Origin of the sequence: Streptomyces sp. NPDC048603 (assembly GCF_043199475.1) — a bacterium.
GTDB lineage: Bacteria > Actinomycetota > Actinomycetes > Streptomycetales > Streptomycetaceae > Streptomyces.
The window spans coordinates 751,302-774,738 of sequence record NZ_JBICVY010000001.1; the positions used below are offsets into that span (position 1 = coordinate 751,302).

General features: G+C 72.6%; 16 protein-coding genes and 2 pseudogenes. 5 read left to right on the top strand and 13 right to left on the bottom strand.

The features are described from left to right. The first annotated feature begins 65 nt into the window (after positions 1 to 65). Positions 66 to 485: an ATP-binding protein gene (locus ACGFQ9_RS03605; RefSeq protein ID WP_393570824.1), complete on the top strand. Its 420-nt coding sequence runs from the start codon at positions 66 to 68 to the stop codon at positions 483 to 485. On the opposite strand, the pseudogene ACGFQ9_RS03610 reads toward ACGFQ9_RS03605, so the two are convergent. The 5 genes and pseudogenes from ACGFQ9_RS03610 to aceA form a co-directional block, all read right to left on the bottom strand. Then, positions 463 to 1,356 (bottom strand): annotated as a pseudogene (locus ACGFQ9_RS03610) (SigB/SigF/SigG family RNA polymerase sigma factor); the annotation flags it as partial. The gene ACGFQ9_RS03605 and the pseudogene ACGFQ9_RS03610 sit on opposite strands and share 23 nt — an antisense overlap. A gap of 368 nt (positions 1,357 to 1,724) precedes the next feature. Further along, positions 1,725 to 2,600: a DUF4394 domain-containing protein gene (locus ACGFQ9_RS03615; RefSeq protein WP_393570717.1), complete on the bottom strand. Its 876-nt coding sequence runs from the start codon at positions 2,598 to 2,600 to the stop codon at positions 1,725 to 1,727. A gap of 244 nt (positions 2,601 to 2,844) precedes the next feature. After that, entirely contained in the window at positions 2,845 to 3,093 is a 249-nt protein-coding gene (locus ACGFQ9_RS03620; RefSeq protein WP_393570718.1) for a 3-hydroxyacyl-CoA dehydrogenase NAD-binding domain-containing protein, read from the bottom strand. Next, positions 3,090 to 4,682 (bottom strand): malate synthase A, encoded by a 1,593-nt coding sequence (gene aceB, locus ACGFQ9_RS03625; RefSeq protein ID WP_393570720.1) that lies wholly within the window; start codon positions 4,680 to 4,682, stop codon positions 3,090 to 3,092. The genes ACGFQ9_RS03620 and aceB overlap by 4 nt, the downstream gene beginning before the upstream one ends. Positions 4,683 to 4,783: 101 nt before the next feature. After that, entirely contained in the window at positions 4,784 to 6,073 is a 1,290-nt protein-coding gene (gene aceA / locus ACGFQ9_RS03630; protein ID WP_393570722.1) for an isocitrate lyase, read from the bottom strand. Between the two features lie 379 nt (positions 6,074 to 6,452). Between aceA and ACGFQ9_RS03635 the strand changes: the two genes are divergently transcribed. After that, positions 6,453 to 7,865 (top strand): short-chain fatty acyl-CoA regulator family protein, encoded by a 1,413-nt coding sequence (locus ACGFQ9_RS03635; RefSeq protein ID WP_393570724.1) that lies wholly within the window; start codon positions 6,453 to 6,455, stop codon positions 7,863 to 7,865. Here ACGFQ9_RS03635 and ACGFQ9_RS03640 read toward each other — a convergent pair. After that, a complete protein-coding gene (locus ACGFQ9_RS03640) occupies positions 7,856 to 8,578 on the bottom strand; it encodes a TetR/AcrR family transcriptional regulator (RefSeq protein ID WP_393570726.1) in 723 nt (240 codons plus the stop codon). The two genes, ACGFQ9_RS03635 and ACGFQ9_RS03640, sit on opposite strands and share 10 nt — an antisense overlap. A gap of 176 nt (positions 8,579 to 8,754) precedes the next feature. On the opposite strand from ACGFQ9_RS03640, the gene ACGFQ9_RS03645 reads away from it, so the two are divergent. After that, complete coding sequence (locus ACGFQ9_RS03645) at positions 8,755 to 10,491, top strand: amidase (protein ID WP_393570728.1); 1,737 nt, start codon at positions 8,755 to 8,757, stop codon at positions 10,489 to 10,491. Positions 10,492 to 10,749: 258 nt separating this feature from the next. Here the strand turns inward: ACGFQ9_RS03645 and tsaD are convergent, their stop codons facing one another. Both tsaD and ACGFQ9_RS03655 read right to left on the bottom strand, forming a co-directional pair. Then, positions 10,750 to 11,808: a tRNA (adenosine(37)-N6)-threonylcarbamoyltransferase complex transferase subunit TsaD gene (gene tsaD / locus ACGFQ9_RS03650; protein WP_393570826.1), complete on the bottom strand. Its 1,059-nt coding sequence runs from the start codon at positions 11,806 to 11,808 to the stop codon at positions 10,750 to 10,752. A gap of 512 nt (positions 11,809 to 12,320) precedes the next feature. Then, positions 12,321 to 12,956 (bottom strand): VOC family protein, encoded by a 636-nt coding sequence (locus ACGFQ9_RS03655; protein WP_393570730.1) that lies wholly within the window; start codon positions 12,954 to 12,956, stop codon positions 12,321 to 12,323. Between the two features lie 242 nt (positions 12,957 to 13,198). On the opposite strand from ACGFQ9_RS03655, the gene ACGFQ9_RS03660 reads away from it, so the two are divergent. Further along, the gene (locus ACGFQ9_RS03660) at positions 13,199 to 13,393 is read left to right on the top strand and encodes a hypothetical protein (RefSeq protein ID WP_393570732.1); all 195 of its coding nucleotides are present in this window, start codon (positions 13,199 to 13,201) and stop codon (positions 13,391 to 13,393) included. Positions 13,394 to 13,583: 190 nt separating this feature from the next. Beyond that, complete coding sequence (locus tag ACGFQ9_RS03665; RefSeq protein WP_393570734.1) at positions 13,584 to 14,447, top strand: hypothetical protein; 864 nt, start codon at positions 13,584 to 13,586, stop codon at positions 14,445 to 14,447. On the opposite strand, the pseudogene ACGFQ9_RS03670 reads toward ACGFQ9_RS03665, so the two are convergent. The 5 genes and pseudogenes from ACGFQ9_RS03670 to ACGFQ9_RS03690 form a co-directional block, all read right to left on the bottom strand. Next, positions 14,444 to 14,622, bottom strand: a pseudogene (locus ACGFQ9_RS03670) (integrase core domain-containing protein); the annotation flags it as partial. The gene ACGFQ9_RS03665 and the pseudogene ACGFQ9_RS03670 overlap by 4 nt on opposite strands. Before the next feature lie 89 nt (positions 14,623 to 14,711). Next, positions 14,712 to 15,263 carry an NADPH-dependent FMN reductase gene (locus tag ACGFQ9_RS03675; RefSeq protein ID WP_393570736.1) on the bottom strand — a complete coding sequence of 184 codons (552 nt, stop codon included), beginning with the start codon at positions 15,261 to 15,263 and terminating at the stop codon, positions 14,712 to 14,714. Further along, positions 15,260 to 16,123: a thioesterase II family protein gene (locus ACGFQ9_RS03680; RefSeq protein ID WP_393570738.1), complete on the bottom strand. Its 864-nt coding sequence runs from the start codon at positions 16,121 to 16,123 to the stop codon at positions 15,260 to 15,262. The genes ACGFQ9_RS03675 and ACGFQ9_RS03680 overlap by 4 nt, the downstream gene beginning before the upstream one ends. Positions 16,124 to 16,128: 5 nt before the next feature. Then, complete coding sequence (locus tag ACGFQ9_RS03685) at positions 16,129 to 17,772, bottom strand: MFS transporter (RefSeq protein ID WP_393570740.1); 1,644 nt, start codon at positions 17,770 to 17,772, stop codon at positions 16,129 to 16,131. Further along, entirely contained in the window at positions 17,756 to 23,434 is a 5,679-nt protein-coding gene (locus ACGFQ9_RS03690; RefSeq protein ID WP_393570742.1) for an SDR family NAD(P)-dependent oxidoreductase, read from the bottom strand. Before ACGFQ9_RS03690 ends, ACGFQ9_RS03685 begins: the two co-directional genes overlap by 17 nt. Between the last annotated feature and the right edge of the window lie 3 nt (positions 23,435 to 23,437).

Below are 23,437 nucleotides of genomic sequence, written 5' to 3' on the forward strand. Positions count from 1 at the left end.
CCGGCGACGGGGCCGGCGCTTCCTCCGAGCCATCCGGGCTGACACGGCGGCTGCCCCTGAACAACATGTCAGGAGTGGTCACCCGGTGCCGCGACTTCACCCGTCAGGCACTCTCGGACTGGCAGTGGATCCCGCCCGATGAGGCGGAGGGCCTCGACGAGCAGCGCTGGGCGGTCGCCGAGGACGTGCTCCTGTTGGTCTCCGAGGTGGTGACCAACGCCTGCCTGCACGGAGGCGGTCCCAGCGAGCTGGTCCTGCACTGTGCCCCCGACCGGCTGCGCATCGAGGTCACCGACGGGAACCCCGAGCCACCGCGACCCCATCGGCGCGGCGACCCCGCACTCCCCGGAGGCCATGGACTCGTCGTTCTGGAGACGTTGACCCGGAGCTGGGGCTCGCTCCCGGCCGGCTTCGGCAAGACCGTCTGGGCGGAGGTGCCGGCTCCTCCCCCGTCCCGGCGTGTTCGGCCAGAAGGCCGTCATTGAGTGCCGCGAGCATCCGGCCGAGCAGCCGTGACACGTGCATCTGCGAGATGCCGAGCCGCTCGCCGATCTCCGACTGGGTCAGCTCCGCGCCGAAGCGCAGCGAGAGTATCTCCCTGTCCCGCTCCGACAGTTCGGCGACGAGCGGCTTGAGTGCCTCCAAGCACTCGATGCGGTCGTATGCGGGCTCTTCCTCACCCATCGAACGCCGGGCGGAAACCGTGATCAGGTCGGCGTCGTCCTGCACGGGCGCGTCAAGCGAGCGCCAGGAGTACGCGGCCGCGGCCTGCTTCCCCTCGGCCAACTCCTCCGCACTCACCCCGAGGCGGGCTGCCAGCTCTGCGTCCGTCGGTGCACGACCGAGGAGTTGCTCCAGCTCATCGGAAACCCTGGCCAGGCTCAGCCGCAGCTCCTGAAGGTGCCGCGGCACGCTGACAGCCCAGCTGGTGTCACGGAAATAGCGCTTGATCTCGCCGGTGATGGTGGGCAGCGCGAAGGAGACGAACTCCACGCCCCGGGTCACGTCGTACCGGTTGATGGCCTTGATCAGGCCGACGGTGCCGACCTGGACGATGTCCTCGAGCGGCTCGCTGCGGCCCCGGAACCGGCGGGCAGCGTATTTGACCAGGCTGAGGTTCAGCTCGACCAGGGTGTTGCGGACGTACGAATACTCCGGTGTGCCTTCCTCCAAGGCATGCAGGCGCTCGAACAGGGTCTTCGAAAGGATTCGTGCGTCAGCGGTGCTCGCCTTGAGCGGCTCGGTCAGCAGTTCCTTCACGCGGTCCTCCGAGGGCACCGCGGCAGTGACGTCTGACAGGCCGGCGCAACCGGGATCCGTGTGGGCCTCATATGCGTGGGCGGTCGCCTGTGTCATGGGCCGGTCCTCCGAGTGAGATCGGTTCCCTCCCGTTTCATACCCATTTCTTGGCGTGTGACCCGGACTGCCGACCACCGCACCCTGGCGTCTCCACCGCGACACGCGAGGCGCCGCGGGCGACCGGAGGGGATGCGGCCGGGACCCGGCCGGTACGACACGACGGGTTCTTTTCCAGCGGAACGACCCGCAGAGCGTGCGGCGTTACTCCCATCTGGCCGCGTACGCCCAGCCCCAGCTCGCCCTGACCATCTTCGCGCCCGCCGCAAGAAGGGCTCCAACCACGGCAGCAAGCCCTCCTGCTAGTCACCACCCACCCCGTGGGGCGGCCCACCGAGAGGGCCGCCCCACCGGCTCCCGGACCGCGGCTACTTCTGGTTCAGGGGCAGGGCGAGGTCGGTGACCTGGGACTTCTTCGGGAAGGCGCCCTTGTCGGTGGCCTTGCCGGTGAGTACGTCGACCGAGTAGAGGCGGTAGGAGCCCGCCGTGCCGATGGCGGCGAAGCCATGGTTCGTACCGGCGGCCGGGTCATGGTAGATGTCGAATCCGGCGTCCAGGTCGGCGTTCACGCCGAGGCTGCCGGTGGGGGCGAGAGTGCCGGCGTTGGCCGGGGACTGCAGGGCGATCCGGTCGGCCACCGTGTCGAGGTCGAACAGGGTGGTCGCGGTGGCGGTGTCCAGGTCGTTGTTGGTGTAGGCGGCACCGGTGACGCCCAGAGCGGTCGAGGGCGGGGCGGTGGGGTTGGTGAGGGCGCCGTCAACCGTGGTGGTCAGGGGAGCGGCCGCGTCGTCGATGTTGTGGCGCAGGTTCTGGCCGGTGTCGGAGATGACCCGCAGGCGGTTCGCGGCGGGGTTGAAGTCCACACCGAACGCGGTTCCGGCCGGCGCGACGGTCAGCTGGGACACCTTCACGGCCTGCGCGTTCGCGGTGTCCAGGGTGTAGACGCCGCCCCCGTCGCCGACGCCGTACAGCTTCCCGTCCTGGACACGGAAGTCGATGCCGACGAGCCTGGTGTCACCGGAAAGACCGGCGACCGTGCCCAGCGACCAGGTCTTGGACGGCTGGTTCACGTCGAACTCGACCAGGCGCTGGTCGGCGGTCAGACCGATCGCGCCCAGGCTGCCCTTGTGGTCCACCGCGGGCAGGGTCTTCGGCGGGGTGTCATCGGCTGCGGCGAGCGAGGGCGCCGCGCACAGGGCGGCCAGAACGACCGCGGATGCCGCGGTCACGGTGGGGTTGCGCATGTCACTCCTTCATCGGTGCCCCGGCCAGGGTGTCCGAGGTCCTGCGAAGGGTTCGCCGCCACCACGACGGCGGACGGGTTCCGTGCGCCGATGCCACCCGCACGGCTCAAGACCTGGCGCCCGGTCTGCGCCGGCCGGGTGGCACCGCGGCCAACGCGGCGGGGGTACGGCGGACACCACTCCGCCGTACCCCCTTCCACCACGCGCCGTCGGGACCCTCAGCCCGGCGGCGGCACCGGGTCCCTCAGCAGTCCCGGTCGTAGGTGAGGAACCCGCGGCCTGTCTTCGGCCGAGCAGTCCCGCCCGCACCATCCGCGAGGGCAGCGGGGGTGGGGTGCAGAGGGACCGCGACGCGTTCGCGCGCGGCCCGGGCCGCGGTGGCGCCGGCCTCGCAGACGACGGTGTCGAGTCCGGCGCGGGCGCACACCGCGGCGATCCCGGCGCCCATCCGGTCTCCGCCGACCACACCCACCGTGCGGATACCGGCCTTCATGACCGCACCTGCGGGATGCGCACGAGGTGACGGGTGTAGGCGTCGGGGGTGAAGAAGAGCGGGAGTTCACCGACGAGCGCGGTGCGCCCGAAGAGCTCCCTCGCCTCGTCGAGGGCCGCCCAGGGGTACTCGGCGCCGAGGGAGGCGAGCTCCTCGTCGAGCATGCGGAGCACCGTGTCGCGGTCGAGGACCCGGTGGCGCAGCCACTGCCAGATCTGGACCCGGGCGATCTCGGCGGTGGCGGCGTCCTCCATCAGTCCGTGGAGGGCCACTGCGCCCTGGCCGCGCAGCCATGCGTCGAAGTACCGGAGTGCGACGGCGATGTTGGTGCGGACCCCGTGTTCGGTGGGCGGGCCGCTGATCCGCCGGACCGAGAGCAGGTGCTGTGCTTCCACCTGTACGTCCTCGCGGGTGCGGTCGAGTTGGTGCGGGCGCTCGCCGAGTACGCCGTCGAACACCTCGCGGCAGACGGGGACCAGGCCCGGGTGGGCCACCCAGGAGCCGTCGAAGCCATCCTCCGCCTCGCGTTCCTTGTCGAGGCGCACCTTCGCGAGGACCGGGTCGGCGGCCTCGGGGTCCTTGCCGGGGAGGTGGGCGGCCATGCCGCCGATGGCGTGGGCGCCGCGCCTGTGGCACGTGCGGACGAGCAGTTCGGTGTAGGCCCGCATGAAGGGCGCGGTCATGGTGACCTTGGCGCGGTCGGGCAGCAGGAAGTCGGTGCGGTGGCCGAAGGTCTTGATCAGGCTGAAGAGGTAGTCCCAGCGGCCCGCGTTGAGGCCGGCGGAGTGGTCCCGCAGCTCGTGGAGGATCTCGTCCATCTCGAAGGCCGCCGTGATCGTCTCGATGAGGACGGTGGCGCGGACGGTGCCGCGGGGGATGCCGAGGAGGTCCTGGGCGAGGACGAAGACGTCGTTCCACAGCCGCGCCTCGTAGCGGTTCTCCAGCTTGGGGAGGTAGAAGTACGGGCCGTACCCGGCGTCGATCTGGCGCTGGGCGCAGTGGAAGAAGTAGAGCCCGAAGTCGACCAGCGGCGCGGGCACGGGCCGGCCGTCGACCTCCAGGTGCTCTTCCAGGAGGTGCCAGCCCCGGGGTCGGACCATGATGGTGGCCGGGTTCTCGGCGAGTCGGTACTCCTTGCCCTCGGGCGTGGTGAAGTCGATCCTTCGCCGACACGCGTCGAGGAGGGTCAGCTGGCCGCCGACGACGTTGTCCCAGGTGGGTGCGGTGGCGTCCTCGAAGTCCGCCATCCACACCTTCGCACCGGAGTTGAGGGCGTTGACGGCCATGCGGCGCTCGGGTGGTCCGGTGATCTCCACCCGGCGGTCTTCCAGGCCGGGGGCCGGCGGGGCCACACGCCAGGTCCGGTCGTCCCGGACGGCGGCCGTGACGACGGGGAAGCCGAGGGGAGAGCCGGAGGCCAGGCGGATGGCCTGCCGGCGGCGCTCCTTGAGCAGCTCCTGGCGACGGTCGCCGAAGGCTCCGGTGAGCCGGGCGAGGAATTCCAGCGCGGCGGGGGTGAGGATCTCGTCGTGGCGGTCACCCGGGGCCGCGAGGACGCGCACGGCGCGGGCAGGGGCACTGGTGGTCATCGGGGCACTCCTGGGCTGGAAGGGGAACGGGGGCGGGGCAGAGGAGGACCACCCGCCCCGTTCGGCCGAGCGGCGTGCGGGGCCGGCCTGGCCCGCCGGGCTCAGTGGAACTGCTCTTCCTCGGTGGAGCCGGTGAGCGCCGTGGTGGAGGAGGCCGGGTTGACGGCGGTGGAGACCAGGTCGAAGTAGCCGGTGCCGACCTCGCGCTGGTGCCTGACCGCCGTGAAGCCGTGCTCCTGGGCCGCGAACTCCCTTTCCTGGAGGTCGACGTAGGCGGTCATGCCGTGTTCGGCGTAGCCGCGGGCCAGGTCGAACATGCCGTGGTTGAGGGAGTGGAAGCCGGCGAGCGTGATGAACTGGAACTTGTAGCCCATGGCGCCGAGTTCGCGCTGGAACTTGGCGATCTGGTCGTCGTCCAGGGCGGCCTTCCAGTTGAAGGACGGGGAGCAGTTGTAGGCCAGCATCCGGTCCGGGTACCGCGCGTGGACGGCCTCGGCGAACTCGCGGGCCTGGGCGAGGTCCGGGGTGCCCGTCTCCACCCAGATGAGGTCGGCGTACGGGGCGTAGGCGAGGCCGCGGGCGATGACCGGCGCCATGCCGTTCCGGACGCGGTAGAAGCCTTCGGCCGTGCGCTCACCCGTGGTGAACTGCGCGTCGCGCTCGTCGACGTCGCTGGTCAGCAGGTTCGCGACGAGGGCGTCCGTACGGGCGATGATCAGGGTCGGGGTGTCCGCGATGTCGGCCGCGAGGCGGGCGGCGTTGAGGGTGCGGACGTGCTGCGAGGTCGGGACGAGGACCTTGCCGCCGAGGTGGCCGCACTTCTTCTCCGATGCCAGCTGGTCCTCGTAGTGGATGCCCGCCGCGCCCGCCGCGATCATCGCCTTCGTCAGCTCGAAGGCGTTCAGCGGGCCGCCGAAGCCGGCCTCGGCGTCCGCGACGATCGGCGCCAGCCAGTCCGTGGCGTCCCCGGCGTCCTCGGCGGTGGCGATCTGGTCGGCGCGCAGCAGCGCGTTGTTGATCCGACGGACCACTTGGGGAACGGAGTTGACCGGGTAGAGGGACTGGTCGGGGTAGGTGTGACCGGCCTGGTTGGCGTCGGCTGCCACCTGCCAGCCGGACAGGTAGATCGCCTGGAGGCCGGCCCGGACCTGCTGGACGGCCTGGCCGCCGGTCAGCGCGCCCAGCGCGTGGACGTAGTCCAGGTCGTGGAGCTGCCGCCACAGCCGCTCGGCGCCGCGCCGGGCCAGGGTGTGCTCCTCGCGCACGCTGCCGGAGAGCCGGACCACGTCCGCGGCCGAGTAGGTGCGTTCGATGCCCGCCCACCGGGGATCCGTCGCCCACCGCTCTGCCAGCTGCCGGACCGCCGCCGTGGTCGTCTTCGCTTCTGCCATGACCGTCACCGTCTCCATGAGTCGCTTGACCTGCCAACACACTCGTCCATCGCGACAAGCGATTGGCACTCTGTGCCTTGAGGGGGGTCGCGGCCGCCGGCACCACCCTGGGGCGGAACTGAGCAATGCTGCCGGACGACCGAGTTCGAGCCGTCGGGATCTCCGATATCAGGGCATAAATCGTGCCCCGACTGCCCACCTCGGCCGCCGGGGGTCCGGCGGGCCGCACGACAGACTCTGACAGCGGCACTCAGTGCCATCAATGGGTGACGGCTGCCAATCTCTGCGAATCTTCCGCGGCGATTCTGCCAAGGTTGCGAAGGTTGGCATCGGTGGAATCATGCGTACTCTGAAGCCCGGGCGAGGCGGAGGAGCGCGGGTGGGCAAGACGTACGCGGGGGCGCGGTTGCGCCGGCTGCGCGAGGAGCGCCGGATGAGCCAGGCCGAGCTGGCCCGGGTCCTGGGCATCTCCCCCAGCTATCTCAACCAGATGGAGCACGACTCGCGGCCGCTCACGGTCCCGGTGCTGCTCCGGCTGACCGAGGCCTTCGGCGTCGACCCCGGGTTCTTCTCCGAACGCGACACCAGCCGGCTCGTCGCCGACCTGCGCGAGGCCCTCGCGAACGAGGTCGCCGACGCCCGCGTCTCTCCCTCCGACCTGGCGGAGCTGGCCACCCGGATGCCCGCCGTCGCCACCTTGCTGCTCGACCTGGGCCGTCGCGGCCAGCTCCTGACCGAGCGGCTCGCGGAGACCACGGACGGACGCGACGCCCGGGAGGGCGGGCCCGGAGCGCCACGCTCGGCGCACGAGGAGATCCGCGAGTTCTTCTACCGGCGCCAGAACTACCTCCACGACACCGACCTCGCCGCCGAGGACTTCGCCCACGAGATCGGCATCCGTCCCGGCGAGGTCGTGCGCGTCCTCTCGAACCGGCTCACCGACACCCACGGGATCCGGCTCGCCACCGGCTCCGCGGAGCTGCACCGGTTCGACGGCCGGGCCCGGGTCCTGCACCTGTCCGGGCGCCTGAGACCCGGCCAGCAGGCGTTCCGGATGGCCACCCAGCTCGCTCTGCTCGAGTACGGGGACGAGCTGGACCGGCTGGCAGCCGAGGACTTCGAGCCCGGCTCCCCTGCACACGCGCTGGCGAGGATCGGCATCGCGAACTACTTCGCCGCCGCGCTGATCCTCCCGTACCGCGCCTTCCACACGGCCGCGACGGAGTTCCGCTACGACATCGAGCGACTCACCGACCACTTCGGCCTCGGCTACGAGACCGTCTGCCACCGGCTGAGCACCCTCCAGCGGCCGAGGCTGCGGGGCGTGCCCTTCTCGTTCGTGCGCGTGGACCGGGCCGGGAACATGTCGAAACGGCAGTCCGCCACCGGGTTCCACTTCTCCCGCGCGGGCGGCACCTGCCCGCTGTGGAACGTCTACGAGGCCTTCGCCGCGCCCGGCCGCATCCACGTCCAGATCGCCGCCATGCCCGACGGGCAGCGGTATTTGTGGACCGCCCGCGCGATCACCCGCCACCGGGGCGGCTGGGGCGAACCCGGCAAGACCTTCGCCATCGGCCTGGGCTGCGAGATCCGCCACGCCTCCCGCCTCGTCTACTCCGACGGCCTCGACCTCGACAACGCCTCCGCCGCCACCCCCATCGGGATGGGCTGCCGCCTCTGCGAACGCCTCGACTGCCCGCAGCGCGCGGTACCGCCGCTGGGCCGCACACTCGCGGTGGACGAAAACAGCAGCACCTTCGTGCCGTACCCCGTCAGCGCCGATCAGGGCTGACCGGTCGGACGCAGTTCGCGTTCGAGGGCGGACAGGGCGAACTCGTGCGCGGAGGTGTCCTGCCAACGAGCCCGTCCGAACATCACGTCTTCGGAGAGACCGCTCAGCATGGCCACGGCCCGGATGGTGAACTCGGGAAGGTCCACTTCGGCGAAGTGTCCCAGGTCCCGGCCCTCACGGAGGATGGCTTCCAGTCGCTCGTCCCAGCCGTCCAGCAGTGCGGTGAGGATGTGACGGCCCGCTTCGTCGTGGCGCTGGGCCAGTACCTGCGTCCACAGCGCGTAGCGTTCGTCACCCTGGTGGCGGGGCAGGTAGAAGCGGACGAACAGGTCCAGCTTCTCGGCAGGAGATGCGGCCTGGTCGGCGGCCTGCTGGAACCGGGTCCAGAGGTCCGCTTGGCTCCATGCGAGGACTTCGAGCAGGAGCCGGTCCTTCTTGCCGAAGTGGTAGAGGATGTGCCCGGTGCTCATGCCCGCCCGCGCGGCTATGTCCGACATCCGCAGGGCCGCGGTGCCCTTCTCGGCGATGACGCTGATGGCGGCCCGCATCGCCCGCGCTCTCGCCTCGTCCCCGCTGGGCTGACGCTTCCTGTCGACCGGGGTCCGGACCGCGGACCGGGAGGCGGCGCCGGCCCCGGCGTCCGCCGACCCGGTCACGCCTTCCGGCGGGAGGAGGCGGTCGGGCAGCCCCGACCCGGTCTCTGACGTCGGCATGAGCTCACCTTCGGTTCCGGAAATCCGGGTCCCAAGTCTAGGTTCCGAGAATCTAGACTTCTAATCTAGACTGAAAATCTAGTCAGTGCGATGGGGAGTGTGACGGCCGGCTGTACGTGGTCGCCCCGACGGCCGGCGGCCCGCCCTGTCCTACTCACCACCCAGGAGACACCCACATGACGCGCGGATTCGATGTCGTGGAGACCTGTATCGCCGACCTGCGCACGGCGCTGGAGAAGGGCGAGACGACCGCGGTCGGCCTGCTCGACGCCTACCTCGCGCGGATCGACGCGTACGACCGGCCCGGCACGGCCACCGCTCTGAACGCGATGGTCGTGATGAACCCCCGCGCCCGCGCGGAAGCGGAGGCCTCCGACGCCCGCCGCGCACGCGGCGAGACCCTCGGCCCGCTGGACGGCATCCCGTACACCGCGAAGGACAGCTACCTCGCCGAGGGGCTGACGGCCGCGTCCGGCTCCCCGGCGTTCGAACACCTCGTCGCCCAGCGCGACGCCTTCGCCATCGAACGGCTGCGCGCGGGCGGCGCCGTCCTCATCGGCCTGACCAACATGCCGCCGATGGCGAACGGCGGCATGCAGCGCGGCGTGTACGGCCGCGCGGAAAGCCCGTACAGCGCCGACTGGCTCACCAGCGCCTACGGCTCCGGCTCCTCCAACGGCTCCGGCACGGCGACGGCGGCCTCCTTCGGCGCGTTCGGCCTCGGCGAGGAGACCTGGTCCTCGGGCCGCGCCCCCGCCTCGAACAACGCGCTGTGCGCCTACACCCCCAGCCGCGGCGTGATCTCGGTCCGCGGCAACTGGCCGCTCGTGCCGACCATGGACGTCGTCGTCCCGCACACCCGCACCATGGCCGACCTGCTCGAACTGCTCGACGTCATCGTCGCCGACGACCCGCACACGCGCGGGGACCTGTGGCGCGCCCAGCCGTGGGTGGCGCTGCCCGCCCCGTCCCAGGTACGCCCCGCCTCCTACCCGGCCCTCGCACCCGCCGACGCCGCGGCCGCCTCCGGCGCGCTCGCCGGAAAGCGCGTCGGCGTGCCCCGGATGTACATCAACGCCGACTCCGCCGCAGGAACGAACCCCGACGGAGGCATCGGAGGCCAGACCGGGCAGCGCATCGAGACACGCCCCTCGGTGATCGCACTGTGGGAAGCCGCGCGCCGCGACCTGGAGGCTGCCGGCGCCGAGGTGGTCGAGGTCGACTTCCCCGTTGTGTCCAACTACGAGTCCGACCGCCCCGGGGCGCCCTCGCTGCTCACCCGCGGGCTGGTCAGCCGCGAGTACCTCACCTTCGAGATCGAGGACCTGTCCGCCTGGGCCTGGGACGATTTCCTGCGCGCCAACGGCGACCCGGCGCTCTCCACCCTGACCGAGGTCGACGGTGCCCGCATCTGGCCCAAGCAGGACGGCGAACTGCCTGACCGCTACGACGGTTTCGACGACACGATCGGCGACTACCCGCGCTTCGTGCGCGAGCGCCCGTACGCGTCCCTCACCGACATGCCGCACCTCGAAGAGGGGCTGCGCGGGCTCGAGGAAACGCGCCGGGTCGACCTGGAGCTGTGGATGGACGGACTGGGGCTGGACACGGTGGTCTTCCCCGCGGTCGCCGACGTCGGGCCCGCCGACATGGACGTCTCCGTGGCGTCCGCCGACCTCGGATGGCGCAACGGCGTCTGGGTCGCGAACGGCAACCTGGTGCCCCGCCACCTCGGCATCCCGACGGTGACCGTGCCGATGGGCGCCATGGCGGACACCGGCATGCCCGTCGGGCTGACCTTCGCGGGCCGCGCCTACGACGACAACGTCCTGCTGACCCTCGCCGCCGCCTTCGAGAAGACCGGCAGCCGCCGTACCGAGCCGCAGCGCACCCCGCGCCTGCCGGCGCAGTGACCTGACGAAGGCCTCCGCGCCGATCGCGACCGCCGGCAGCGGAAGCGGTCAGCCCATTTCGCGCCGCCGCGGGGAGGACCTGGCATTCGACCACGCCCTCCCCGCGCAACGGGTCAACGGCTGCCCACGAGACGGGGCAGTCCCGCCAGGGTGCCGGCCAGGCGGTCTGCCGCCGGGCGTGCCGGCGTCATCCCGCAGGATGCGGCTTGCACCCAGCCGAGGTACCGGTGGAAGACACCCGGCGGACCGCCACCCCTGTCATGCGACTCTCGCGACGGTGCGGGCGACGGGGTGCAGGGCCGCGTACTCCAGCGGGGCCGACGGATCGATGGAGATGTCCAACTGAGCGGGCTCCGAACCCGCCCGCACCAGGAGGTCGCCGACAGCGGCGATCATCGCCCCGTTGTCGGTGCACAGGGTCATGGGCGGCACGCGCAGCTCGACGCCGGCGGCGGCGCAGCGTTCCTCGGCCAGGGCCCGCACCCGCGAGTTCGCGGCCACCCCACCGACCACGACGAGGGTCCGCACGTCGTACTCCTTGCAGGCGGCCAGCGCCTTGCGCGTGAGTACGTCGGCGACGGCCTCCTGGAGGGACGCGGCGCCGTCGGCGAGGGGGATCTCCTCGCCGCGGATGCGGTGCTGCTCGGCCCAGCGGGCGGCGGCGGTCTTCAGGCCGGAGAAGGAGAAGGCGTACGGGGCGTCACCCGGACGGGTGAGGGGGCGCGGGAACGCCACCGCGCAGCCGTTGCCCCCGCGGGCCGCCCGGTCGATCGCGGGGCCGCCCGGGTACGGCAGGCCGAAGACCCGGGCCGCCTTGTCGAAGCACTCCCCCGCGGCGTCGTCCACGGTGTCCCCGAGGTGCAGGATCGGGTCGCGCACGAGGTCCCGTACGAACAGCAGCGAGGTGTGGCCGCCGGAGACGATCAGCACCATGCACGGGTTCGGGAGCGGCCCGTGTTCCAGGGTGTCGGCGGCGACGTGCCCGGCGAGGTGGTGCACGCCGTACAGCGGTACCCCCGCCGCGTAGGCCAGGGTCTTCGCACCGGCGAGCCCCACCTGCAGCGCACCCGACAGGCCCGGCCCGGTGGTCACGGCCACGGCATCGATGTCCGCCGGCCGCAGCCCCGCCTGGTCCAGGGCCTCCTGTACGACGGGGTTGAAGGCGTGCAGGTGGGCGCGGGCGGCGATCTCCGGCACCACCCCGCCGAACCGCGCGTGCTCGTCCATGCTCGACGCCACCACATGCGCCAGGAGACGCCCTCCGGAGACGATCCCGGCCCCCGTCTCGTCGCACGACGACTCGATGCCGAGCACCACAGCAGAGCCCACGACAGCCCCTTTCACACATATAAAGCAGTTGCAATCTATGTGCAATAAGGTACGCGGTCTGGGATCGGGCCAGACAGGCGATCCCGGGACAACCATCGAGGTCGGCGCCATGCCCACGACACGGCCTGCGTCAAGATCGGGCAGATGACCGCGATCGTCGCGTTCGCGGGCCTCGCGGCGGCCGTCCGCAAGCTCGCGCCCCGATTCCTCCCGACCAAGTGCGTACTGCAAGGCGCGCCCAGGCAGCGCTCGTGGCATTCGGCGTGCCGGCCGCCGCGGTCCTGGTGGCCGTCGGCAACCCGGCCGAGACCGCGCAGGCCCTGAGCAATTGCGAGGTCCGCGACCGCGCCGACTCGTTCGAGGGCGACTCCGGCCACCCGAAGAAAGAGGACACTCTTCGTGGATGTCGTCGCGTCGTTCCCAGCAGATACGGAGGCGGCGGAAGTCGTGGAGCCAGGCGATGGTCCGTTCGCTGCTCCCGCGGGGCAGTCGGGCCCTGGTCAGATCGTGACAGGGCCGTGGGCGGTGGCGAACTCGACCGAGACCAGGCCCGGTTCCTCGTCCTCGACCCAGGTGACGTCGATCTGGTCGAGGGGGTGGTCGGCCGGTTCGCCGAGGAATTCGGCGATGGAGGCGGCGTCGCCGGCGATGGAGACCCCCTGGATGGTGGTGGAGGTGCGCGGATCGGCGCTCGGGCGCTCCTCCATGGGAACCAGCCACTGGAGGAAGTAGGGCAGCTGCGGGTCCTCCAGCAGTTCCAGCAGGCCGATCTGCTTCCATCTCAGGTCGAACCCGTCCGGGCGGACACGGTGACCCTCGGCCGAGGTGCGACCGAGGCGGGCCTCGACCGGGGCGATGTCGTCGACGGAGACCACCCAACCGAGCCAGCCTCCGCCCTCGGCGGCGCGGCGCGCGACCGCCTGGCCGAAGGGTGCGCGGTCGGCGGCGGGGTGGTCGAGTGTGGTGACGACCTCGACGTAGGTGCCGCCGCTCAGCGGGAGAATGAAATTGCGGGTGCCGAATCGCGGGTGCACGCCCCCGTCGACGAACCCGGCGCCGAGGGCCGATCCGATCCACTGGACGGTCGAGACGAAGCTGTCGCGGGCCACCGCATAGGACACGTGATCAAGTCGCACCGTGCCATCATCACCCGACAACCCGTACAAATCCCGACGCCACGCCCGCCGCCCCGGCCTCGTCCGCCGTGGACTCAGCCGTTGAGCGGATCGATCATCGTCATCCCGGCGCTGCCGCCTCGTCGAGGCCCACGACCCGCTCGATCAGCCGCTGCAGGGCGAGCTCTGCTGCCACAGGACGTCTCCGTGGCGTCCGCCGACCTCGGCCGGCGCAACGACGCCGGGTCGCGAACGGCAACCTGGTGCCCCGCCACCTCGGCGTCCCGACGGTGACCGTGCCGATGGGCGCCATGGCGGACACCGGCATGCCCGTCGGCCTGACCTTCGCGGGCCGCGCCTACGACGACAACACCCCGCCGGCCCTCGCCGCGGCCTTCGAAAGGACCTGCATCCGATACACGGCGCCGCCGCGTACGCCGCGTCTGCCGGCCGAGTGACCTGCCGGAGTCCTCCGGGCCTCTCGCAACAGCCGGCAGCGGAAGCGGTCAGCCCGTGGAGCCGCGCAAGGGCTCCTGCCCCGTACGGGGCAGGAGCCCTTGCGCATCCATCTGATTCACCCAACGCCGTTTTGGTGAGCCGACGTTGGCCCCCTGGGGTACGGGCGGGCCGAGGTCGTACCGTGGGGGCATGACCATGCTGCGCGCCTCGGACGTACGACGCTGTCACAACGCCCACCATCCGGTGCACGCGGCCTACTACTTCGCGCCCGAGCACGACGGCTTCTACGCGGAACTGGGGCTGGAGCGCGGACCCATGGCCTACCTGGCGGGGCGGGCGGCTCCGTTCGGGGAGACGGGGCCGGGGGTGGTGAGCGCCACCTTCTACGGCTACCACCCGGAACTGGTGGCTCGGCACATCCCCAGGGCATGGCAGATCGCCTCGCCTCAGGTGGTGTTGAGGACCCGGCTGCGCATCGTCGACGCCGTGCTGGTACGGCTGCTGGGCGCGGAGGGCGTGGTCTCCGACGAGCTGGCGCAGGCCGCGCGGCTGGCGCTGCGCGCGGCCGAGGCGTGCGAGCGGCCCGGCCGGCCGCTGTACTCCGCCAACGCCGACCTGCCCGTCCCGGCCGCGCCGCACCTCGCGTTCTGGCACGCGGCCACGCTGCTGCGTGAGCACCGCGGGGACGCGCACGTCGGGGTGCTCTCCTCGGCCGGCCTGGTGGGACTGGAGGCGCTGGTGACGCACAGCGCCACCGGCACGCACTGGAAGCCCTCGTTCCTGATGCGGCACCGAGGCTGGAGCGCAGCGGACTGGGCGGGTGCCCAGGACCGGCTGCGCGACCGGGGGCTGCTCGACGGGGCGGGTGAACTCACCCCCGCGGGGGTGGAGCTGCGGCGGGCGGTCGAAGCCGACACCGACCGGCTGGACCTGCTGCCCTACAGCGCGCTCGGGATCGAAGGAACACGCCGGCTGACCGAACTGGCGGGGGTGTTCTCGAGGGCGGTGCTGGCGGGGGGCGGGCTGCCACTGTCCGAGATCGGCAAGCGCTAGGTGTATTGACTCGCAGCATTGTTCAACGGCTGATGGGCGGGTTTCCGCCCAGTGCGGTGTGGCAGCGGTGGTGGTTGCAGGTGTGGAGGACGTCTGCCAGGGTTGCTGTCCGCTCGTCGTTGGAGGTGTAGGGCCGCAGGTAGGCCCACTCCTCCAGCGCGGTGCGGTTGAAGCGGCCCGGAGCGGAGCCGCCGCCACCGCAGAGGGCGCCGGTGTCCGGTTCGCAGGGCGCCGCCGCGCCCTGCGGTGTGGCGGCGGGCGCGGTCAGGTCCAGGGGACGGTGCCGGTTTCTGCAGCTGATTTCCGGAGGGCCTCGACGACTCCGCGCAGGGCGTCCAGGGTAACGGGATCGGTGACCCGGCCGTCCTTGATCTTGGCGCTGGCCAGTGGGATGGGCAGGCTCTCCGGAATGACCCGGGCGCCCATCACGGCCAGGGTTTCGCTCAGCCATGCCTGCGCGCGGTCACCGCCGGTCATGGACGGTGAGGCCGTCACCACCGCGAGCGGCTTGTCGACCAGTTCGCCTCCGCCGACCACCCATTCCAGGGCGTTCTTCAGGACGCCGGAGGTGCCGTGGGCGTACTCCGGGGAGGAGATCAGCACCGCGTCGGCCCCGGCCAGCAGGGCACGGAACTCCAGGACTTCGACGGGCGGGCCGCTGCTCTCGCGGTCCTGGTCGAAGTAGGGCAGTCGGCCCAGATCCGGGTAGACGGTCGTGGTGACGCCGAGGGCGGGTCCCAGTTCCGCGACGGTGCGGACCACGCCGGTGTTGAGTGAGGCGGACCGGAGGCTTCCGGAGAACGCGACGAGGTTCATGTGTTCATCCTTATCGGGGGAACGGGCCGAGCCGGGGACGGAACCAGACGCCGGGCCGCCGCGACCGCGGCCAGGGTCTGCCGCGCCACCTCGCGGGGGCGGGCGGTGAGGTAGAAGTGGTCCCCGTCGTGGAGGTTGAGGCCGAGGTAGTGCTCGGTGCGGGTGGCCCAGGCAGTGAGCCGACCGCGGCCGACGAGCGCGTCGGCCCGGCCGCCGTACACGGAGACCGGAACACCGAGCGGGGGTTCGTCCGTGCGTGCCCGCCAGGTGTCCACCACGGCGAAGTCGTGGCGGAACAGGGGGCCGAACGTCCGCCAGAGGGAATCGTCGTCCAGGACCACGGCGGGTGTCGCCCCGGCCGCGCGCAGCCAGTCCCTCAGTTCCCCGTCGGTGAGCCGGTGGCGGGGCGGGCGGCCCCCGCAGGTGCCGGGCGCCCCGCACGCCGACACTCCCAGCCACAGAGGGGCCGGCCCGCCGTCGGCTGCGAGCCGGCGGGTCACCTCGTACGCGAGGAGTCCGCCCATGCTGTGGCCGAACAAGGCGAACGGCCGGTCGGTCCACGGCCGGATCTGCTCCACCAGGAAATCCGCGAGCGCCCCGCTGTCGTCCAGCGGGGCCAGGCCCGCCAGCCTGCCACGGCCGGGGGCGTCCACCGGACACACCTCCCAGTCGGCCGGGAAGTACCGCTCCCAGCCGTGGTAGAGCATGTGGGAGCCGCCCGCGTGGTGGAGCAGGAACAGGCGCAGCGAAGGCACCGGCACCGGCCTGGGGAACAGCAGGGCACTGCTGTCCGGCGGCCGGCCCCGGACGGTCCTCGCCGCGTGCTGCGGCGGGGGACCTGCGGCGTCGGCGGGCGGCATGCGGTTCACCCCTCGGCACCGGCCGGACGGACACCCTGCGCAGCCGGGACCTCGGCAGCGGTCTGCGCACTGGCGTGCAGGTCCCGGCGGCGGATCAGGACGATGCCGATGACGGCACCGAGCGCGGCGACCACGGCGCACACCACCATGACCTCGCTGAGCGCATCCACGAACGCCGTGCGGGCGGCCGCGGTGACCTCGTCGAGCAGGGCCGGGGGGAGGTCGGCTGGAAGCGCGGTGACACCGCCGGTGGCGACCGCGGAGCCGGTCTCCTCAGCGGCCGCCGGCCCGAGGGCGGCGGCGGCACCGGAAGAGTGGAAGGCGTCGAGGACCCGGTGGTGGAAGAGCGCCCCGAAGCCGGCAATGCCGACGGCCACGCCCACCTGCTGGAAGGTCTCGCCCATGCCCGAGGTCATTCCGGCGCGGTCGGGGGCCGCCACCCCGATGGTGACGGCGGCCCGGGGCGGATTGAACAGGCCCATGCCGACACCGGTGACGATCATGGAGGGCAGCATGGCCGTCCACGCACTGCCGGGCTCCACCAGGGTGACAAGTCCCATGCCCGCGGCGATCAGCGCGATGGAGCTGCCGATCAGCACGCCGGGCGGGACCGCGGTGAGGAGGCCGCCGGTGACGGCGGCGACCAGGAACAGCGTGATCATCATCGGCATGAACCGCAGGCCGGTCTCCCAGGCGGTGAACCCGAGCACGTTCTGCACGTAGGCGATCTGCAGGAACACCGCCGCCAGACTGGTGGCGTTGGACAGCAGCGTGGCCACGCAGACCCCCGCGAAGGTGGGGATCCGCAGCAGGGACAGGTCGAACATGGCCCGCGGCCCGGCCGCCCGTTCGACCAGGACGAACACCACGAGCAGCGCGGTACCGCCGGCGAAGGCGGCCAGGATCCCGGGGCTGGTCCAGCCCGCCGGTTCGCCGCGCAGGAAGCCCAGCACGATCAGGGTGAGTCCGAGGGCGAAGGAGACGGTGCCGGCCCAGTCGATCCCGTGGCTGCCGGGAGCCCGGGACTCACGGAGCCTGCGGCCGCCGAGCACGAGGGCGGCGAGGCCGAGCGGGACATTCAGCAGGAAGATCCAGCGCCAGCCGAGGCCGTCGACGAGCAGGCCGCCGGCGAGCGGGCCGAGGGCGAGGGCCAGCCCGGCGACGCCGCCGAAGAGACCGAACGCCTTGCCCCGGTCGGCACCGTGGAACTCCTGGCCGATCAGGGCCGGTCCGACGGAGAACAGGACGGCGGCGCCCGCACCCTGCACCGCGCGGGCGGCGTTCAGGACGGCCAGGTCCGGCGCGAGTCCGGCGGCCAGGGAGGCAAGGGTGAACAGCAGCAGCCCGGCCTGGAAGACCCGCTTGCGGCCCAGGCGGTCGGCGAGGGTTCCGCCGGTGAGCAGGAAGGCGGCGAGGGTCAGGGTGTAGCTGTCGATGACCCATTGCAGGTCGGAGAACCGGGCGCCGAGGGAGCCGCGCAGACTCGGCAGGGCAACGTTCACGACGGTCACGTCGAGCATGAGCATGAACATCGCCACGCAGGCCAGGACCAGGGTCCAGGTGCGGGCCCGTGGGTCGTGGCCCGGGGCGCGGGCCGGTCCGTCAGGCCCGGGTCGGGCCTCGGGTCCTGCGTCAAGCTCGGCCGGCACGGTGTCCTCCTCGTGGACGGCGCTCGTGAGGAGCGCACGTGGGGCGGTGGTGGGTGTGGCGGTCAGGCGAGGGACCGGCAACGGTGGCGCCGGTGCCTTCCCATGTCCGGGTGTCCGGGTCGTACCGGCCTTTGACGGCACCGGCCAGCCCCCGGACCTCGATGAGGGCCCGGCCGCCGGGGGTGACCAGGGCAAAGCCATCCTCACCCGGCCCTGGGGCCGTCCGGTGGAGCAGTTTCAGGCCGGTGGGGTGGGCGGTGGCCAGCTCGACGTCGTTGGCCTGGGTGTGCAGGTCCACCGAGGCGATGGCGGTGGGCACGAGGACCGGCACCGGTCCCGGACGGCTCCCGTCCAGCACACAGGTGCGGAGCAGGCAGTCGAGGGCGAGGGCGGGCAAGACGAACGAGTCGTGGATCCCACCGGGCGGGAGGGACGGCCGCAGGTCGGCGATCCCTCCGTCGGCCAGCTGTCGGGGGTTGCGCAGGGCCCGGAAAACACCGCTCAGCTCCACGCTCGTACCGGGCAGTTCATAGGTGTTGGGGGCCTCCGCACCGGCGGCGGGCACCGGCCCGGTCCACGGTGGCGGTGATACGGCGACGGCCAGGTGCACCACCATCCGGGTGTGCTCGCGCTCCGGCACCGGTCCGATTGCAGGGGCACTGACCCGCACGGTGACGCGGTTCCCGGCGCGCCGCGCGGTGACCTTGAGGGTGCGGGGCCAGCGGTGCTCGGCCGCGCGGATGAAACGCGACAGCACCACGTCGGTGATGCGGACCGGGACGAGGCCGGGGGCCAGCGCGATCGCGGCCTCCGCACCGATCTCCAGGATGAAGGTGCCGGGCAGAGTGGGCCTTCCGTCCACCAGGTGGTCGCGTACGTACGGGTGCCGGGTGAGGTCCACGGCCACGGTCCACTCGGCGGCGTCGTCGCGCAGCACGCCGGTGGCGGCGGCCGGGTCGAGGAAAGCGGTGCGCCGGGCCAGGGCAGCGGCCGCCGGCGGTTCCGGCGACCGGCGGGCGGTCTCGGCGCACAGGTCCCTGAAGCCGGGCGCGGTGCGCTGCAGCGTCGCCCAGTCGTCGTCGCCGATCCAGGTGCTGCCCAGACCGGGCCCGCCGCGACCGCTGAGTTCGGCCCGGAAGAAGGCACGGCCCTGGACGTCGGTGAGGCGGCTGATCTCGGCTCGCCGCGCGAGGTAGGCGCCGGCCGGGGTGTCGGCTGCCGCCATGCCGGACTCCACCCACAGCCCGGAGGCCGGAGCACAGGTGTCCTCTCCCCCACGGGCACGGGCATGGGCGGCGGAGAGCAGCAGGTACTCGTTGGCGCCCCCGTAGTCGGGCTCGCCCGGCAGGCCGATGAACGCGGATACGGAGCTGACGTCGCACCACAGGAGGGGCGGACGGTCGGCGAACGCGGCGCGGAGGTGGGCACGCCCGCGGACCTTCACGTCACGCACGGCGCGGAAGTCGGCGAGCTTCTTCCCGGCCAGGCCAGCGGAACGGCTGAGGCCGGCCCCGTGCACCAGGACGTCGACCCGGCCTTCGGCCGCGAGGATCTCGTCGACGACGCGGCGCACCGCCGCCTCGTCCCGTACGTCGCACTGCCGGTAGTGCACTCGGTCGGCGCCGCAGCGTTCCTGGAGCTCCCGTAGGACGCGCCCGCGTTCCCTGTCCCGGAGCGCGTGGTCGTACCGCCGGTTGAGGGCGGGTATGCCCTCGCCGGGGTGGCTGCGCAGCATCGCGCGCAGGGCCTCGGCACGTGGTGGAAGCGGTCCGTCCGCTGCTTCGGGGACCGGACCGCTGCCGAGCAGCCACACCGAATGGGGCTCCGTCAGTTCCGTGAGTTCCCGCAGCAGGTGTGCGGTCAGGCCGCGGGCGCCTCCGGTGGCGAGGACCACGGGGCGGTCGGGCAGCGCACGGCCGCCACCCGGCTCGGGCGGGCCGACCGGGAGGAGCAGCAGCTCGTGCCGTACGCCGCGGCTGTGGTAGGCCACCGGGATGCGGCGCCGGGAAGCGGACTCCGCGGCGAGGAGCGGCAGCGCCCCTGCGAGTGTGACCTCGTCGGTCACCACGGCGAAGCCCAGGCAGTGCGGGACCTCCCGGACCAGGCTGCGGACCAGCCCGTTGAACAGGCCTGTGTGGGGGCGGGGCACCGTTCCGTCGATTGCGCCGAGGGCAAGCACCGCGTACGAACCGGACGCGGTGAGGCCGGGGAGGCAACACCGTGCTGCCTCGAAGGCGAGGTCGTGCAGGGCGAGCATCCTCTCGAAGCCAGGACCCGGGCCGGAGGGGCCGACGGGGCAGCCCGGGTCGGCAGGTTCCGGTGCTGCCACCAGGACGCGGACGTGACGGACCTGCGGCAGCGCGGCCCCCGTGAGCAGGTCCGGCAGGTCCTCGGCGTCGATGCGGTGGACCGGTGTCCGAAGGGGACCTGCGACGGTCGTCGCCACACGGGGCGCGACGACCAGGCAGTCCGCCGGGAGCGGCACGTCTGCCAGCAGCGACGGATCGTCGGTGAGGACGAGGCAGCCGTCCGGGACGGCGGGGAGTGCGCTGCGGACGGTCTCTGCGGGAACCTCGCGGAGGACCAGCGTGTGCCGGGCCAGGTGGGAGAGATCGGGGTCCGGGCCACGGTCCGGGTCCAGGTCCCGGTGCAGGTCCCGATCACTGTGCAGGTCCCGATCACTGTGCAGGTCGCGATCACTGTGCAGGTCGCGGCTCTCCGGCCCGGTGGGCTCGTCCGCAAGGGGCGAGGCGGGGGACGGAACGACGGACGGGCCGGGGACCGTGACGTCCGGGGTGACCCGCAGAGCGGGCGTGTGCCGGTCCTCGACCGGCTGGAGAACGGTCGGGACTCCGGCGCGCAGCGCCCGCAGCAGGGCCACGGCGCCATGGGCGCCGAGGTGGTCACGGCCGTCCTGGTGGACCGCGGGCAGCGGGGCCGCCCCTTCCGCCCCCTCTGCGGCCCGCTCGAGTTCGCCGAGCACGGTCAGGCCGCGCTCCCGGGCGGTGCTCCGTCTGGTCAGCAGGAAGCCGACGGCCGCTTCGGCCGTTCGGGCAAGGTCGCCGTCCCCGGCAAGGGGCGCGGAGAGCGGGTCGGAGTGTGCGCTGACGCCGAGGACGACGGCCAGGTCGAGTTCGCCGGTGCGAAGCCGGCGCAGGGCAGCGAGCAGGGCCGCGGCCGTCGAGTCCCGGCCCGCGTCCAGGGTCATGTTCGGGCCGTGCAGGTCGAGGTGCTGGACGACCCGGGCGGCGATCACATTGGGCATCAGCCCGGGGTAGGCGTCCTCGTTGACCGGCCGGGTCAGGGACCGCACCGCGTCGCCGAGGACCTCCGGGGCGATCCCGGCCGGTCCGGTCAGCTTGGACGTCACGTCGTTCAGGTGCAGCCGCAGGCCGTAACCGACGGCGTTCCGGGTGGCGCCGGTGTGTCCGACGAAGACACCCGTGCGGTTCCTGAGCTCCGCGTCCCGGGTCCACTCCCCCGCCAGCAGGTCGGCGCAGCGAAGCGCCATCAGCTGGCTGCGGTCCATGGCGGCGATCGCCGAGGGTGCGAGCCGGGCCGCAGCGGGCGAAGGCAGCGGATAGTCGTCGCCGAAGCCGACCGGCCACGGGGCCGGCCCGCCCCCGAGCCACCGGTCCACGACTGCGGCCGGCGGGTCACCGGGCAGGTGGACCGCGTGGGCAACGATCACGACGGGATCCGGGACGGTGGCCGGGGCCGGCAGGGCGGCCGCGGATTCGGCCGGTCGCTCCCGGTCGGTCACCAGCAGGTGCCCGTTGGTGCCGCCGAACCCCATGGCGGACACCCCCGCGATACGGCGGCGGTGGGTGCTCGCGGGCCAGGCCAGGTCGCTGCCCGGGACCCGTACCCGGTCCCCCGCTCCCTCGGGAAGCCGATCGAACTGGCGTTGACCGGGGATGAGTTCATGACGCAGGGCGAGCAGGGCGTGGATGACGGAGACCGCCCCGGCCGCCCAGCCCGAGTGACCGATCAGGGACTTGTTCGAGGTGAGGGTCCAGGTGTGGTCGGGCCGCGCATTGCGTGAGAGCGCGGACATCTCCGTACGGTCACCGGCCGGGGTGCCGGTGGCGTGGGCCACCACCCAGTCGACGTCGGACGGTTCGACGCCCGCTGCCCGCCAGGCCCGGTTCAGGGCGATGTGCTGGCCGTCGGCGTTCGGGGCGTAGACCGCCTTGCCCCGGCCGTCGGACGAGCCACCGAAACCCGCGACGAATCCCAGAACGGGATCGCCGTCCGCCAGCGCCCGGGCGTGGGTCTTCAGGGCGAGCAGCGCCGCGCCGTCGGCGAACAGCGCCCCGTCCGCCGCCCGGTCCAGCGAACGGACCCGGCCGGAGCGGGACAGGCCCCGGAGCTTGGCGAAGAGGACGAGGTTCTGCGCCGTGAGGGCGAACGCCCCACCGCACAGCGCCACGTCGACCTCCCCCGCCCGGAGCGCCGTGACGCCGGTGTCGATCGTGTAGAGCGAGGACGAGCAGGCGGTGTCGAGGACGACGATCTCGGTCCTCCGGGGCAGTCCCCGGGCGGCGTCGCGGGCGATCCGGTACGGCAGTACCCGGTCGGGCCGGTCGGCGGCGAGCGGGTACAGCGCGTCCAGGGCCGTGGGGACCGGGGTGCCGCGCTCCGCGAGGAGCCTGCGCACCCCCGTGGCGAGCAGGGTCTGTTCGAGGTGCTGGCTGCCGTCGGGGGTGAGACCGACCGCGAACAGGGCCCGGTCCTCCTCCCGGATGGCGACCTTCTCGGTCGCGGCGAACAGGGAGTGCCGCAGCCACCGGGCGGTGAACTCGTCCTCGGTGAACACTCCCGCGTCGATCTCCGCCTGGAGCCGGGGGTGCGGCCTGAAGCCGGTCATGAAGCCGGACACCCTCGAGTAGGTCTTGTCGGGAGCCGCGGGGTCGGCGGCCCACAGCGTGCCGAGGTCCAGACGGTCCCCCGGTTCGGTGAACCCCGGCCCGCCGCAGCGCAGCAGATCCCAGAACTCCTCCAGCGTGGAGGCTCCGGGCACGGCCAGGCCCATGCCGACCACCACGACCGCCTCCTCGCCCCGGGCGGACACCACGGCGGAGGGCAAGGCGGTACGGAGAGGACCGGGGGCGGGAACGGTTTCGGGGGCGGGAACGGTTTCAGGGGCGGGAACGGTTTCAGGGACGGCAACCGGATCGGGAAGAGGGGCCGGCGCGCCGGTGAGGGCGATGGTCCGGCCGACCGGCCACGAGGTGTCACCGACCTCCAGGAGCGCCCCGAGTACGCCGGCGAGGGCAGCCGCAGCCGCCTCGTCCTCCGTGCCCGGCCCGAGCCGGAAGCCGCAGACCACGGCACCGGAGCTGCGCGCCGCGGTGTCGCGCACGGCCCGGTCGAACGCGTCGGCGTCCTGCTCCGGGCCGCCGACGAGGAATACGGCTGCCGCGGGCCACGGAAGGCTCTCGTCCTCGCCTGCGCCGACACCGATGCCGACACGGAGGCCGTCGCCGACGACATGGACCAGGACGTCGGGGGTGGGGCCGTCGGGCAGGTCAGCGCCTGCCCCCGCCCCTGACTCGGGCAGCAGGCGCAGGCCGGGCCGCCCGGCGAGGTACCGGCTCACCACCGGGGCCGGGCCGGCTCCGGTCACCAGGACCGTGCGGCCCATCGGGTCGATCGACATGAC